Source organism: Lentzea flaviverrucosa (assembly GCF_003350445.1).
Classification (GTDB): domain Bacteria; phylum Actinomycetota; class Actinomycetes; order Mycobacteriales; family Pseudonocardiaceae; genus Lentzea; species Lentzea californiensis.
In genome coordinates this window covers 90,370-104,782 of sequence record NZ_QQAU01000023.1, presented here as the reverse complement: position 1 = coordinate 104,782, position 14,413 = coordinate 90,370, and the positions used below count along the sequence as shown (strand labels likewise).

The 14,413-nt window shown below is 69.3% G+C and carries 12 protein-coding genes; 10 read left to right on the top strand and 2 right to left on the bottom strand.

The annotated features are described in order from the left end of the window. Positions 1–98: 98 nt before the first annotated feature. From DFR72_RS44075 to DFR72_RS44065, 3 genes are all read left to right on the top strand, one after another. On the top strand, positions 99–866 hold the full coding sequence (locus DFR72_RS44075; RefSeq protein WP_090064682.1) for a hypothetical protein: 768 nt from the start codon (positions 99–101) through the stop codon (positions 864–866). Between the two features lie 156 nt (positions 867–1,022). Next, positions 1,023–2,999 (top strand): RICIN domain-containing protein, encoded by a 1,977-nt coding sequence (locus DFR72_RS44070; RefSeq protein WP_090064681.1) that lies wholly within the window; start codon positions 1,023–1,025, stop codon positions 2,997–2,999. 74 nt (positions 3,000–3,073) lie between these two features. Beyond that, complete coding sequence (locus tag DFR72_RS44065) at positions 3,074–4,009, top strand: cellulose-binding domain-containing protein (protein WP_170176679.1); 936 nt, start codon at positions 3,074–3,076, stop codon at positions 4,007–4,009. On the opposite strand, the gene DFR72_RS44060 is transcribed toward DFR72_RS44065, so the two are convergent. Beyond that, entirely contained in the window at positions 4,010–4,993 is a 984-nt protein-coding gene (locus DFR72_RS44060) for a LacI family DNA-binding transcriptional regulator (protein WP_090064679.1), read from the bottom strand. It abuts the gene before it with no gap. A gap of 73 nt (positions 4,994–5,066) precedes the next feature. Between DFR72_RS44060 and DFR72_RS44055 the strand changes: the two genes are divergently transcribed. The 7 genes from DFR72_RS44055 to DFR72_RS44025 all read left to right on the top strand — a co-directional run bounded on the left by DFR72_RS44055 (position 5,067) and on the right by DFR72_RS44025 (position 13,486). Next, entirely contained in the window at positions 5,067–6,239 is a 1,173-nt protein-coding gene (locus DFR72_RS44055) for an MFS transporter (protein WP_090064678.1), read from the top strand. 87 nt (positions 6,240–6,326) lie between these two features. Next, positions 6,327–6,845 (top strand): DUF4365 domain-containing protein, encoded by a 519-nt coding sequence (locus DFR72_RS44050; RefSeq protein WP_090064677.1) that lies wholly within the window; start codon positions 6,327–6,329, stop codon positions 6,843–6,845. A gap of 283 nt (positions 6,846–7,128) precedes the next feature. Beyond that, positions 7,129–9,312: a pectinesterase family protein gene (locus tag DFR72_RS47385; protein ID WP_245984056.1), complete on the top strand. Its 2,184-nt coding sequence runs from the start codon at positions 7,129–7,131 to the stop codon at positions 9,310–9,312. Then, entirely contained in the window at positions 9,309–10,184 is an 876-nt protein-coding gene (locus DFR72_RS44040; RefSeq protein ID WP_211335798.1) for a carbohydrate ABC transporter permease, read from the top strand. Before DFR72_RS47385 ends, DFR72_RS44040 begins: the two co-directional genes overlap by 4 nt. Further along, complete coding sequence (locus DFR72_RS44035) at positions 10,181–11,062, top strand: carbohydrate ABC transporter permease (protein WP_090064676.1); 882 nt, start codon at positions 10,181–10,183, stop codon at positions 11,060–11,062. Before DFR72_RS44040 ends, DFR72_RS44035 begins: the two co-directional genes overlap by 4 nt. Before the next feature lie 10 nt (positions 11,063–11,072). After that, positions 11,073–12,344, top strand: coding sequence for an ABC transporter substrate-binding protein (locus DFR72_RS44030; protein ID WP_090064675.1), 1,272 nt, complete (start codon positions 11,073–11,075; stop codon positions 12,342–12,344). Then, positions 12,341–13,486 (top strand): enolase C-terminal domain-like protein, encoded by a 1,146-nt coding sequence (locus DFR72_RS44025; protein WP_090064674.1) that lies wholly within the window; start codon positions 12,341–12,343, stop codon positions 13,484–13,486. The genes DFR72_RS44030 and DFR72_RS44025 overlap by 4 nt, the downstream gene beginning before the upstream one ends. Positions 13,487–13,519: 33 nt before the next feature. On the opposite strand, the gene DFR72_RS44020 is transcribed toward DFR72_RS44025, so the two are convergent. After that, the gene (locus tag DFR72_RS44020) at positions 13,520–14,284 is read right to left on the bottom strand and encodes a pectate lyase (RefSeq protein ID WP_090064673.1); all 765 of its coding nucleotides are present in this window, start codon (positions 14,282–14,284) and stop codon (positions 13,520–13,522) included. Positions 14,285–14,413: the final 129 nt, after the last annotated feature.

Here is a 14,413-nt window from a genome sequence, read left to right as displayed (position 1 = left end):
CTAGCTGTGAACGCTCACAAGTGGTTGAACTTTTTGCTTTCCCGGTCCGTACTCCACTTGTGCCGGCACAAAACGTCCCCAAGTCGTGAGGTTCGAATATGTCGAGAGCGCATGCACGACCGCAACGGAGCAAGCGGGTGCTCGTGGCCGGAGTCGCCGTCGCCGCGACGTTGACCGCGGTGACCGCGGCCGTCGCCTTCGCCGGCGGGGAGACCGTCACCGGCTCGATCGCGTGTCCGCAGCCGGTCGTCCCGGCGGTGCCGGCCGCGGCGCAGGCCGAGGTTCAGCGAGAGCTGGCCAACCTCGACAAGCAGATCGCGGAGGCGAACAACCGGCTGCGCACGTCGGCCGGTGAAGGCGGCCCGAACTTCGTGCAGAACGCGATCCTGGGCCCGCTGGCGAGCAAGCGGGTCGCGGCGCTGAACCGCATCGAGACCGCCATCGGCAGGGTCGCGGAGAAGCCGGAGGGGCTGGAGAGGTTCGCGACCTGCGGACTTGGTCAGGCACCTGCCGTGTCCGCGCCGGCGACGACGACGCGACCGGCGTCGACGAGCGCGAACGCCGGCACCGGTTCGGCGGCCGGGCAGGTGATCGAATGCCCGCTTCCGGTGGTGCAGAACGTTCCCGCGGCCGCGCGCGCCGAGGTCGACCGCGAGCTCGCGAACCTCGGCAAGCAGCTGGCCGAGGCCAACGAAAGGCTGCGCACGTCGGCCGGTCAGGGCGGCCCGAACTTCGTGCAGAACGCGATCCTGGGCCCGCTGGCGAGCAAGCGGAACGCGGCGCTGGACCGGATCGCGATCTCCATCGGCCGCGTGGGGGCGCGGCCTCAGGGGCTGGAACGCTTCGCCACCTGCTCGCTCAAGTAACTCTCCTCGGGGTTCGAGCGAGTGGGCCCGTCTCCTCGGGGGCGAGCGTTCCGCGGGTCCTGCCGGGCGGACGCGCCTCTGGCCGGCAGGACCTTGACGCACGAGTAGGTTCTCGATAGATGTTAGCGTGAACATCGCGCGTTCAACGGAGAACCGATGACCAGACTTCTTGCCCTGCTCGCCGTTTCGGCGCTCACGCTCTCCACCGCGGCCCCTGCGACGGCCGCCGTCGAGGCCGTCACGGTGAGACCGGATCCGACCTATCAGCAGGAGCCGTTCCAGGGCTGGGGCACGAGCCTGGTGTGGTTCGCCAACGCCACCGGTGGTTATCCGGACGAGATCCGCAACCAGCTGGCGGAACTGCTGTTCGGCGAGGACGGTCTCAACCTCAACATCGCGCGGTACAACATCGGGGGCGGCAACGCCCCGGACGTGCCGGAGTACCTGCGCGCGGGTGCCGCGGTGCCCGGCTGGTGGAAGGCACCCGCCGGCACCACCCGCACGGACACCGACTGGTGGAAGCCGGGCGACCCGCGCTTCTTCGACGCCGACGCGGATCCGCGCCAGCGGTGGTGGGTCGACCGGATCAAGCGGGACGTGACCCGGTGGGAGTCGTTCAGCAACTCGCCGCCGTGGTTCCAGACCGTCAGCGGGTACGTCTCCGGCGGCTTCGACCCGAACGCGGACCAGTTGCGCGAGGACCGGATCGGCGACTTCGCCGCCTACCTCGCCCAGGCCACCGCCGAACTGGAACGGGCCCACGGCATCAAGTTCGCCACGGTAGACCCGTTCAACGAGCCCAACACGTCCTACTGGCGCACGACGCTCGGCCCGGACGGCAACCCGACGGGCGGGCGGCAGGAAGGGGCTCACCTCGGGCCCGCCCTGCAGGCGAAGGTGGTGCCCGCGATGGCGCAGGCCTTGCGCGCCAGCAGGCTGAAGGCCACGGTGTCCGCACCGGACGAGACCAACCCCGGAATCTTCGCCGACGACTGGGCGGGCTATCCCGCCTCGGTGCGCGCGCAGGTCAGCCAGTTGAACGTGCACACGTACGGCACGGCTCGCCGCACGTCCGCCCGGGACATCGCCAAGGGCGCGGACAAGCCGTTGTGGATGAGCGAGGTCGACGGGCACTGGGGTTCCGGGCAGAGCTTCACCAGCATGGAACCGGGCCTCGGCATCGCCGAGCGCGTGATCGACGACCTGCGCGAGCTGGAGCCGCGCGCCTGGCTGCTGTGGCAGGCGGTCGAGGACTACAACAACATGAAGCCCGGTGCCGAGTCCCCGGACGGCATGAACTGGGGCGTGATCCAGATCCCGTTCGACTGCGGGGCTCAGGACTCGCTCGCGACGTGCCCGGCGCGCGTCAACACGAAGTTCCACGCGCTGCGCAACTTCACCCACTTCGTCAAGCCCGGCGACCGGCTGGTGAAGGTCAACACCACGACCGACGTGGCGGCCGTGCGCAACACCGAGCTGAAGACCGTGGTGCACCTGAACAAGTCCGACCAGGCGCAGTCCGTGACGCTGGACCTGTCGGCGTTCGGGTCGGTGCGGCAGAACGCGTCCGTCCGTCCGGTGGTGACGGACCAGCACGGCGCGTTGATGAAGGGCGCCGCAGTGCGCGTGAAGGACCGCAAGGCGACGCTCTCCGTGCCGGCGAAGTCGGTCACCACGTTCGAGGTGAGCGGTGTCAGCGGGGTGAACCGCGCGGCGGCGCTGGGCGGGGAGTACCGGCTCACCGGCGTGCAGAGCGGCAAGTCGCTCGCGCCTTCGGGCACTTCGCTCGTCCAGCGCACCACGGATGTGGCCGCGGCGAACCAGGTGTGGCGCGTGGAGCGCCGGTCCGGCGGTTACGACAACCGCGCTCGGTTCTCCATCGTCAACGCCGCCACAGGCCAGCGGATCGCGGCAGGCGGCGGGAACGTCGTGCTGAGCTCTTCCGACGGTCCGGCCGCGAGGTGGGTGCTCTCGTCGACCGGGGACGGCACGTGGACCTTCGTCAACCAGGAGACCGGAAGTCTGCTCGACGTGGTCGGCGAGTCGCGTGAGGACGGTGCCAGAATTGGTTTGTACCAAGCGACTTCCGGTGCCAACCAGCGTTGGTCGCTGACGGCCGTTCCGCGCAGGTAGTCCACTCCGAACGGTCGATTGCGCCGGATTCGCGACCCTCTAGGGTTGTTGAGGGTTCAACGACAATTGGGGTAGTGGTGGCGCGCAAGCACTGGCTCGTGGTTCTGGTCCTGCTCACCGGAGCCTGCACGGCAGAGCCGCCGTCACCGGCACCGTCCAGCCGCACGCCCTGGAAACCGCCCTCCCTCGTCAACGAGGAGGCGCGCTACCAGGGCGTGCTGCACTTCGTGCGCGACGTGATCGACGGCCGGACCGTCGAACTGGCGGACGGCACCAAGGCCCGCATCGCGCAGCTGGCGGAACCCCCGGCCTGCTGGTCCGAGGGCGCGCTGTCGTTCGCCAGGACGACACTGCTGGCCACCGCCGTCCGCATCAGCCCCGTCGTCTCCGGCGACGTGAACCTGACGCTGGAGGACGGCACCGACTACGCGTTGCTCGCGGTGCGCCAAGGCGTGCTGCGGGCGCAAGGCGTCGACGGCGGTGCGCTGCTCACGGCGGAGTCCGAGGCCGCCGGGGCGAACAAGGGCCTGTGGGGTCCGCCCTGCGACGGTCTCGACGCGCCCCTGCCCCCGGCCACCACGGGTCTCCCGGCGCCGGACACCACCGCGGCGCCGCCTCGGCCCGTTCCCACGACCACGGTGCCACCCCGTCCGGCACCCACGACCACCGTGCCGCCGAAACCGCCCGCGCGGACGTGCGCCGTCGCCTACCGAATCTCCGGTCAATGGCCGGGTGGCTTCCAGGCGAATGTGAACGTGCGCAACACCGGTTCCACGTCCGTCAACGGCTGGACGCTGCGGTGGAGTTTCGCCAACGGCCAAACCGTGACGGAAATGTGGAACGCGAAAGCACGGCAGTCCGGCGCGACCGTCAACGCGGCGAATGCCGATTACAACCCGCAGATCCAGCCGGGTGGTTCGGTGTCGATCGGGTTCAACGGCTCGGTGCGGGGGAGCAACTCCGTTCCCGGCGCCTTCACCCTCAACGGCCAGTCCTGTTCGGTCGAGTGATCACGCGCTGTCCCGCACGACGAGCGCAGAGGGGTAGAACGTCGCCCCGGAGGTGTCACGGCGGTCCAGGACGGCCTGCGCCGCCGCGGCGGCGATGTCCTCCACCGGGTGCGTGGTCGTCGTGAGCGCGGGGCGGCTGAGCCCGGCGAACGCGATGTCGTCGAACCCGGCGACGGCCACGTCCCCCGGCACCCGGACGCCCAGTGCGTGAAGTCCGTCGAGGACACCCAGCGCGGTGAGGTCGCTGAGCGCGAACACCGCGTCGGTGTCGGGCCACCGAGCCATGATCTCGGTGGCGGCCTCGGCGCCGCGGGCGGCGGTGAAGTCGCCGTGGACGATGCGGGGTTCGGCACCGCTGTCGCGCAGCACCCGCCGGTAGGCGTCGACGGCGCGGTCGCAGCAGGGCAGCCAGGCCGGCCCGGTGACCATCGCGATCCGGTGCCTGCCGGTGCGCACGAGGTGCCGCACGACCCCGTCCGTGCCGGCGCGGTTGTCGACGTCGAACGACGGCACGTGCCGTGCGCCGACCCCGACCGCGGCGACCCGGCCGCGCAGGGTCCGCGGCACGCTCTCCAGCGCCGGTCGCGTCGGGTTCACCACCACCAGGCCACCGAGTCCGCGCCCGTCGGCGAGCCGGGCGAGCGAGCCTGGATCGTCCAGGGGCAGCCAGTGCAGGGAGACACCGACCTCGCGCTCGGCGGCGACGTGCGCCGCGGAGATCAGCACGCGGCCCACGTAGGGGTCGTCGAGCACGGCCGCGGTGTGGCCGATGACGGCGATGGCGAGGCGGGTGCCGGTGCGGGTGACCAGCGCGCGGGCGGAGGCGTCCGGCACGTACCCGAGCTCCTCCACGGCCGCGGTCACCCTGTCCCGTGCCCGCGGCGACGCGGGACCCTGGCCGGTGACCACGCGCGAGGCGGTGGCCCGGGACACGCCTGCGGCCCGTGCCACGTCGTCGAGTGTCGCGGTGCGTTCTCCCGTCATCTCTGCAGTATTGCGGTGGAAGCGCTTCCATGTATGGGGTGGGTACTTCGTGTATCGAGAAAGGAGGGCCGGTATGTCGGTCACGGTGCCACGCAGTCAGGTCCGAGCCGCCGCCGCGGGGGTCGCGGTCACCTTCGGGCTGAACGGCGTGGCCGTGGCGACGTGGTTCGCCCGCGTGCCCGCCGCCCGTGACGCGCTGGGTCTCACCCCGGGCGCGCTGGGGTTGCTGCTGCTGTCGATGTCCGTGGGCGCGTGCCTGGCGATGCTCACCGCGGGCGAGGTCACGCACCGCCTCAGGCCGAAACGGACGGTCAGCCTCTCTGCGGTCACGGTCGCGCTGGGACTCGCGGTCGCAGGCGTCGGCATCGGCGCCTACCCGTCACCGGTCGTGACCGCGATCGGGATCTTCGTGCTCGGCTACGGCTCGGGCCTGTGCGACGTCGCGATGAACGTGGAGGCCGCCGAGGTGGAACGCGCCCTCGGCAAGACGGTGATGCCGCGCTTCCACGCCATGTGGAGCCTCGGCACGGTGGCCGCAGCAGGCATGGCGTCGTTCGCGGCGTGGGCGCTCCTGCCCGTTACCGCACACCTCGCGGTGGTGGCCGTCGTGGTAGCCGGCGGCACGCTGCTGGCCGCGCGCACGTACAGCCTGGCCGCCGAGGCGGAACACGGCACCGGCAGCGGGGTCATGGCCGCGTGGCGCGAACCCCGCACGTTGCTGATCGGGCTGCTCGTGCTGGTGCTGGCGTTCACCGAGGGCACCGCGAACGACTGGGTCGCGGTGGCGTTCATCGACGGATACGACGTCGACCCGGCCCTGGGCGCCCTGGTGTTCGGCGTGTTCGTCACGACGATGACGTTCGGCAGGATCTTCGGCACCATCGCACTGGACCGCTGGGGCCGTGTGCCCGCGGTCGTCCTGTCGATGCTGCTGGCCGCCGCGGGCGTGACGCTGGCGGTGTTCGCCGGGTCGTTCGGGCTGGCGGTCGCGGGCGTGGCCGTCTGGGGACTCGGGACCGCGCTGGGCTTCCCGGTCGGCATGAGCGCGGCCGCCGACGATCCCGACCGTGCCGCGGCCCGGGTCAGCGTCGTCGCGGTGATCGGGTACACGGCGTTCCTGGCGGGGCCGCCGCTCGTGGGGCTGCTCGGCAACCAGTCGGGGGTGTTGCGGGCCTTGCTGGTCGTGCCGCTCCTGCTGCTGCCCGCGTTGGTGCTCACGCCCTCGTTGCGGCAGCCCAAGGACTGAGGCTCGTAACTCGCCGACGTCAAGGTGCGATAGCACCGGCACGTGTCCGGTTGCGTCCGGCACCTCGACGTCGGCGAGCGGAGCCGTATGGATGAAGAGCCGTCGCCCGCGGGACGGATGGGCAAGGCCGCTGAGCACCTGGTGGCGGCGACGTGCATCCTGGCTTCACGCGGCAAACTCAACGTCGCCACTCCACTGGTCGACGACGAAGGCATCGACCTCCTGTTCAACGGTGTCGGGACCGAGGCGATCCTCGCTGTCCAGGTCAAGGCGCGGATGTCGACCAGCAAGCGCCTGAAGTCCGACACGTTCATGGCGTTCGTCGGCACCAGGACCTTTCGGCCGCGTCCCGCGCTGGACCTCCTGTTCGTCGCCATCGACGTGGACCGCGGCGCGATCATCTCCGCATGGCTGGTACCGAGCGTGAACTTCGCCGAGTCGGCAACGGAGTCCATCACTCAGGGACGGTTCCGGTTCTACGCCTCGCTGAAGGACGGCGGCCGCGATCGCTGGCTGGCGTACCGGCTCGCGCCGGAGGAACTGGCGCCGCGTCTGATGGCACGGCTGCGCGAACTGGACGGCCACACCACGGACCGCAAGAACTGATCACCCGCTGATCCACCGGCTCGCCGGAACACGAACGCCGCGATCGACTTCCGATCGCGGCGTTCGTCTGTTCGTCGCATCCCGGAGCGGGAAAACTGATCAACCCCTGATCCACCGGCGCGGACGTTCGACGGTATTCGATTCGAAGAATGGTCGAACACCGTGCCGAATCATCGAATGAATTCACTTCGTTGACGCGTGCCGGAAGCATTCGTAATACTCGGTTCACGATCGTGGACCTTGTTCAAGAATGTGAATCCTCCTTTCCGAAGGGTATTCCGTCATGCGGCTTTTCGTTGGCGCGCTGGTTCTGGCCTGCGCATCCGCCGGGGTGGTGAGCCTTCCCGCGCACGCCGGTCACGACCCGGCGCGGCAGGTGCTGCCCGCGGGGGACGGCTGGGCGTCGGCCGGGCCGGGTACGACCGGGGGAGCGGCGGCCCCCACCGCGAACGTGCACGAGGTGCGCACGCGGGCCGAGCTCGTCGCGGCGCTGGCCTCGCCGGCCCCGCGGATCATCAAGGTCAGGGGAGTGGTCGACGCGAACACCGGTGCCGACGGGAATCCGTTGCGGTGTGAGGACTACGCGACCGACGGCTACACGCTGGCCGGGTACCTCGCGGCGTACGACCCGGCGGTCTGGGGGTGGGAGCGGGAACCCGAAGGGGCGCTCGAGGACGCTCGGGTGGCGTCGGCCAAGAAGCAGGAAGCGGTCATCGGGCTGAACGTCCTCGCGGACACCACGATCATCGGGGTCGGCCGCGGGGCCGGGATCACGGGCGGCAGCCTCAGGATCCACAACGCGCGCAACGTGATCGTGCGCAACCTGACCTTCCGCGACACCCGTGACTGCTTCCCGCAGTGGGATCCCACGGACACCAGCCCGGGCTCGCCTCCCGGCAACTGGAACTCGCTCTACGACTCGGTGTCGGTGCAGCGGTCCGAGAACGTGTGGGTCGACCACAGCACGTTCACCGACGAACCGAACGTCGACAGCACCCAGCCGCTCCACTTCGGACGGCCGTACCAGGTGCACGACGGGCAGCTCGACATCACCAACGGCTCCGACCTCGTCACCGTGTCCCGCAACGTCTTCGCCGAGCACGGCAAGACCATGCTGATCGGCTCGTCGAACTCCTCGACGACCGATCCGGGCAAGCTGCGCGTCTCGGTGCACCACAACGTCTTCCGCAACGTGCTGGAACGCGCGCCCCGCGTGCGGTTCGGCCAGGTGCACGTCTACAACAACCTGTACGAAGGCGCGCAGACCTACAGCTGGGGCGTCGGCGTCAAGTCCCAGATCTACGCGCAGAACAACTACATCAGGGGCATCGCGCCGGAGAAGATCGTCTACAACTGGGGCGGCACGGCGATCACCGACTCCGGCAACCTGGTGGACGGCAGGAACAAGAGCCTGGTGGACGCGCACAACGCGGCGTTCCCGGACAAGGCCCTCGGCACCGACGCCGGGTGGACGCCGACGCTGAACCGCGGTCTCGAACCCGCGCACCGGATCAGGCACCTCCAGGCGGGCGCACCACCGGCGGGACACCACCTCGTGGTGGGCAAGGGTTTCGCCACCGTCCAGTCCGCGATCGACGCGGCACCGGCCGGAGGCGTGATCACGCTGCCGAAGGGCGTGTACCGGGAGGTCGTCAAGATCCCGGCGACCAAGAAGGACCTCACCCTGCGCGGCGCCACCGGGCGCGCCCAGGACGTGGTGATCGACTTCGACAACGCCAGCGGCACCAAGAAGCCCGACGGCACCACCTACGGCACGACGGGCAGCGCCACGGCCACCATCGCCGCGGACGGGTTCACCGCCCGCGACATCACCTTCCGCAACTCGTTCGACCGCGCGAAGCACCCGGAGATCACCGCGACACAGGCCGTCGCCGTCAAGGCCACCGGCGATCGAATGCTGTTCGACCGCGTGCGCTTCGAAGGCCACCAGGACACCCTGTACGCCGACACGCCGGCCGTGAACACGCGGTCGCGGCAGTACTACCGGGACTGCGCGATCACCGGCGACGTCGACTTCCTGTTCGGCAGGGCCACGGCCGTCTTCGAACGGGCGACCATCACCGCGCTGAACCGCGGCGGCGACCCCAACGGGTACGTCACCGCCGCCAGCACCCGCAGGGACAACCCGCACGGCTTCCTGATCGTCAACTCCAAGATCCGCAGCGACGCCCCGGCCGGCACGTACTTCCTCGGCAGGCCCTGGCACCCCGGCGGTGACCCGGACGCGATCGCGCAGGTCGTCATCCGCGACACCGAGCTGCCCGCGGCGGTCAAACGCCAGCCGTGGACCGACATGTCCGGCTTCCCCTGGCGGGAGGCCAGGTTCGCGGAGTACCGCAACACCGGGCCGGGCGCGGGCACCGGAACCGACCGTCCCCAGCTCACCGACGAGCAGGCGCGGCAGCACACGAAGGCCGCCTACCTGAGCGGGTGGAACCCGGCGTGAGGACCCGCACGTGGGCGCCGTACGCCCTGATCGCCCCGACGCTCGTGCTGATGGCGGTGTTCCTGGTCTACCCGATCGCCAGTGTCGGGTGGTTCAGCCTCCGCCAGCACACCGTGACGCAGCCGTGGAAGAACGGCTTCATCGGGTTCGAGAACTTCCGGCGGATGCTGTTCGAGGACCAACTCTTCTGGCAGAGCCTCGTCTTCAGCGCCAAGTGGGTCGTCGTCGAGGTCGGCCTGCAGCTGGTGCTGGGACTCGTCCTCGCGCTGATCGTCAACGAGACGTTCGTCGGCCGGGCGATCGCACGGGCGCTGGTCTTCTCGCCGTGGGCGGTGTCCGGGGTGCTGACCACCGGCATCTGGATCCTGCTCTACAACCCGTCGACGGGCATCTTCCAGCAGCTCGCGCAGTGGGGCATCGGTGATCCCGGTACCTCGGTGCTCGGTGATCCGGCGACCGTGTTCCCCGCGACCGTCATCACCGAGCTGTGGCGAGGGGTGCCGTTCTTCGCGATCCTGCTGCTCGCCGACCTGCAGACCATCCCCAACGACCTGTACGAGGCCGCCTCGGTCGACGGTGCCGGACGCTGGCGCAAGTTCATCAGCGTCACCCTGCCGCACCTGCGCGACGCGATCGTGCTGTCCACGTTGCTGCGCGCGGTGTGGGAGTTCAACAACGTCGACCTCATCTACACGCTGACCGGTGGCGGACCGGCGAACCAGACCACCACGCTGCCGCTCTACGTGGCACGCAAAGCCGTCGACTCGCACGACTTCGGCTACGGCTCGGCGCTGACGATGGCCGGCTTCGTGATCCTGCTGTTCTTCTCCATCCTCTACCTGAGGCTGTCCAAGTTCGGGAGCCGGGCATGACCCAGACACTCAGCCGCCCGACGACGACGGTCGTGCCGCCACCGGCGCCGCCGCGACGCAAGAAGCACCGCGACCCGAGCCGGTACTTCCGGCTGCACCTCCCGCTGGTGCTCTACCTGCTGTTCACGCTGATCCCGTTCTACTGGATGCTCGTCTTCGCGTTCCGGCCGACGGGCGAGACCTCGCTCGTGCCGTGGCCGATCACGTTGGAGCACTTCGACACGGTGTGGAACGGCATCGGCTTCGGGGTGTTCTTCCAGAACAGCCTGATCATCGGGGTCGGCACGATGATCGTCGTCACCGTGTTCGCTCTCATGGGCGGTTACGCGCTGGCGCGCTTCAAGTTCCGCGGCCAGCGGGTGTTCCTGCTGGCGCTGCTGTGCACGCAGTTCATCCCCGGCGCGATGATGCTGATCCCGCTGTTCGTGATCTTCAAGTCCGCCGGGCTGCTGAACAGCCTCACCGGCCTGGTGATCGCGGACACCGCGTTCCAGCTGCCGCTCGCGCTGATCCTGATGAGCGGCTTCGTGCGCAACGTCCCGATCGAGCTCGAAGAGGCCGCGATGGTCGACGGGTGCTCGCGGCTGCGCGCGTTCTTCGCGGTGACGCTGCCGCAGCTCAAGCCCGCACTCGTGGCCGTCGGGTCGTTCGCGTTCATCGGCGCCTGGAACAACTTCCTGTTCGCGCTGATGTTCGCGAGCAAGCAGGACAAGTTCACGCTGCCGGTCGGGCTGAGCTACGCGCTGGGGGAGTTCAACACCGACTTCGGGGCGCTCGCGGCGGGCGGCGTCATCGCCGCGGTGCCGGTCGTACTGGTTTTCGCCGTGGTGCAACGGTTCCTGGTGCAGGGACTCAGCGCCGGTGCGGTCAAGGGATGAGGGAGAGGTCATGAGAAGGCTGCTGATCGCGTTGGTGCTCGTGCTGAGCGCGTGCTCCGCGGGAGGGCAGGACGGGCCCACGACGGTCACGTTCTGGGACAACAACGGCGGCCCCGGCCGCACGCCCATCTACCAGGAGCTGATCAAGCGGTTCGAGGCGGCGAACCCGGACATCAAGATCGAGTACGTCGGCATCCCCAGCTCGTCGGTGCAGCAGAAGTACGACACGGCCATCGCGGGCGGGTCCACTCCGGACGTCGGCGGCGTCACGACGTCCTACCTCGCGCACCTCGTCGGGCAGGACGCGCTCGAACCGGCCGACGACCGGATCGAGAACGGCGCGCTCAAGGACAAGTTGTTGCCGGGGTTGCTCGAGACCGTGCGGCAGACCGCGCCCGACGGCAAGCTCTACGCCGTTCCCGCGTCGGGCAACATGGACATCATCTGGTACCGGTCCGACCGGTTCGAGGAGAACAAGATCCCGGAACCGGCCACCTGGGACGACCTGACCAAGGCCGCCGCGCAGCTGACGAGGCCGGCGGACAACCAGTACGGCTTCACGATCCGCGGTGGCGCGGGGTCGGTCTTCCAGCTGCTGTCCGAGGCCTACTCCTACTCCGGTGTCGAGAAGTTCTACGACGGCGGCAAGAGCACGGTCGCCGACCCGCGCAACGCCGAGCTCGTGCGCAAGGTGGCCGAACTGTACAAGAAGGCCACGCCCGAGGCCGACGTGAACAACAGCTACACGCAGATGGTCGCGCAGTTCACCGGCGGCACGGTGGCGATGATGCACCACAACCTCGGCTCGACCGCGGACGTGATGAAGGCGCTCGGGCCGGAGCGCGTCGCCGCCATGCCGTTGCCCAAGGGGCCGTCCGGCAAGCGCACGGTGGTGCCGAACCCGACCGACGGTTTCGCGGTGTTCAAGGGCGGCAAGAACCGTGACGCGTCCTGGAAGTTCGTCGAGTTCCTGACCTCGGCCGAGAGCAACGGCTACTGGAACGAGAAGGTCGGCCAGATCCCGGCGAACACGGACGTGCGCGGCGCCGAGTGGATCCAGAAGAACCCGGCCGTGAAGATGGCGCTCGGGGTGCTGGAGGACCCGGCCACCGTGCTCGTGCCCGCGCCGGTCTACCTGCCCGAGTACTCGTCGATCACCAAGACCGACACCGAACCGCTCTACCAGAAGGTGCTGCTGGGCCAGATGTCCGCGCAGGAGTTCCTCGACCAGCTCGCGGCCAAGCTCACCACCGCCCAGCAGGACTGGGAGAAGCGCAAGTGATCGAACGGGTGGAGGTGCGTACGTTCAAGACCACGGCGGCCACGTCCGTCGACGCGGAGGGACACCGGCACCCGGCGCCCGAGCACGAGGTGGTCGAGGCGCTGCTGGAGATCACCGACACCGACGGCGTCACGGGGTACTGCCAGGTGCAGCCCGACCAGCTGCGGCCCGCGGTGCTGGACAAGCACGTGCGGCCGGTGCTGCTGGGCCAGGACCCGTGGGACCGCGAACGGCTGTGGCGGCTGCTCGGGCGACGGCAGCGGGGCGCGCACGGCGGGTTCACCGACCGCGCGCTCGGGTTCGTCGACCAGGCGCTGTGGGACCTGGTGGCCCGGCGGGCGGGGCTCCCCGCGTGGAAGCTCGCCGGCGGCGCCCGTGACCGGATCCCCGCCTACGCCAGCACGATGTGCGGTGACACGGACGGCCTGGCGACTCCGGGCGACTACGCGGACTTCGCGAAGCACCTCGTGTCGGTGGGTTACCGGGCGATCAAGCTGCACACGTGGATGCCGCCGGTGCCCGGTGCGCCCAGCGTCCCCCGGGACGTCGAGGCGTGCCAGGCGGTGCGGGACGCGGTGGGGCCGGACGTCGCGCTGATGCTCGACGCGAGCCACTGGTACTCGCGGACCGAGGCGCTGCGGCTCGGCAGGGCGTTGCAGGAGCTGGACTTCTACTGGTTCGAGGAGCCGATGGAGGAGGCGTCGATCAGCTCCTACCGGTGGCTCTCCGAACAGCTGGAGATCCCGGTGATCGGCCCGGAGGTGGCGTGGGGCAAGCACCTCACCCGCGCCGAGTGGATCACCGCCGGGGCCTGCGACATCCTGCGGGCCGGCCCCGCGGGCAGCGGCGGCATCACGCCGGTGCTCAAGACCGTGCACCTCGCGGAGTCGTTCAACATGGACTGCGAGGTCCACGGCAACGGGGCGGGCAGCCTCACCGTGCTCGGCGCCACCGACGCCGGCCGCTGGTACGAACGAGGCCTGCTGCACCCGCACGTCGACTTCGACCGGGTCCCGCCACACCGGAACTCCATCGCCGATCCGCTCGACGAGAACGGCGAAGTGGTGCTTCCGCTGATACCCGGAATCGGGGACGACTGGAATTTCGAACACATCGGAGTTCACACTCTTGAAGTGAGGTGAGAAATGCCCCGGCCGGCGGCCGGGGCATTTCCTCTATCGGTAGGTGATGTCCGAAGACTTGTACAGGCAGTTCGTGCTGTCCGCCCCGGTGCCGATTTTCTTCGGTTCACCGCTCGTGACGCCCTGGTACTTGTCGCAGATCGCGATCTTCTTGCTGCTGTCCCCGACGACGGTGATCCTCGAGAACCGCGCGGTGTCGCCGTAGTTGGTGTTGATGCCGACCAGCGACTTGCCGGGGGAGAACGCGGTGATGTTCTCCAGCACGACGTGCCGCTTGTGCTGCGTCTTGCAGTTGCCGCAGGACCGGTAGAGCTTGCCGAAGTCGTCCACCTGGAAGTTGCGGATGATCATCGTGCCCGGCCCGTTGTGCTGGAACACCTTGTCCGACGCCTTGCGTGCGCCACCACCGCTGATGGTCATGGTCTGCGACGACGACGTGCCCTTGAACGTGGCCGCGTCCTCGCCGACGTCCTCCCACCACACGTTGGTGAGCGTGCAGGTGCCGAGGCAGTGGACCCCGTCCGCGGCCGGCGCGCCGAGCACGACGTTCTTCAGCGTCGCGCCGTCCGCCAGCTGGAAGATGGGGCCCTGGTCTTCGCCCTGGCCGCCCGAACCGAGGTCGCCGGTGCCGTAGAACCGTTGCATGCCACCGTCGTAGCCGCTCGACCCGACCTTGATGGTCGTGCCGACCGGTTTCGACCCGGACGGGGTGGGGAAGGTGCTGCCCGCAGCCTGTGCCTGAGGTGCGAGAAACGCGGCCAGCGCCGCGGCCAACACCAATGGTGCGATTTTCTTCATGTGCGCTCCGCTTGCAGGGGGATGCGCGGCGGTAATTCAATCGTAGAGCGGAGATCTTTCCTGTCAACCTCTATTCGAACGTTCGAATCGAATATCTTCGAACAGGTTGACCGTTCTGTCCGGTGCTGG

Bases quoted from the DNA above. Each gene is read 5' to 3' on its own strand.
- DFR72_RS44050 (WP_090064677.1), top strand. From the start codon at position 6,327: ATGGATGAAGAGCCGTCGCCCGCGGGACGGATGGGCAAGGCCGCTGAG.
- DFR72_RS44075 (WP_090064682.1), top strand. From the start codon at position 99: ATGTCGAGAGCGCATGCACGACCGCAACGGAGCAAGCGGGTGCTCGTG.
- DFR72_RS44060 (WP_090064679.1), bottom strand. From the start codon at position 4,993: ATGACGGGAGAACGCACCGCGACACTCGACGACGTGGCACGGGCCGCA.
- DFR72_RS47385 (WP_245984056.1), top strand. From the start codon at position 7,129: ATGCGGCTTTTCGTTGGCGCGCTGGTTCTGGCCTGCGCATCCGCCGGG.
- DFR72_RS44030 (WP_090064675.1), top strand. From the start codon at position 11,073: ATGAGAAGGCTGCTGATCGCGTTGGTGCTCGTGCTGAGCGCGTGCTCC.
- DFR72_RS44070 (WP_090064681.1), top strand. From the start codon at position 1,023: ATGACCAGACTTCTTGCCCTGCTCGCCGTTTCGGCGCTCACGCTCTCC.
- DFR72_RS44055 (WP_090064678.1), top strand. From the start codon at position 5,067: ATGTCGGTCACGGTGCCACGCAGTCAGGTCCGAGCCGCCGCCGCGGGG.
- DFR72_RS44035 (WP_090064676.1), top strand. From the start codon at position 10,181: ATGACCCAGACACTCAGCCGCCCGACGACGACGGTCGTGCCGCCACCG.
- DFR72_RS44020 (WP_090064673.1), bottom strand. From the start codon at position 14,284: ATGAAGAAAATCGCACCATTGGTGTTGGCCGCGGCGCTGGCCGCGTTT.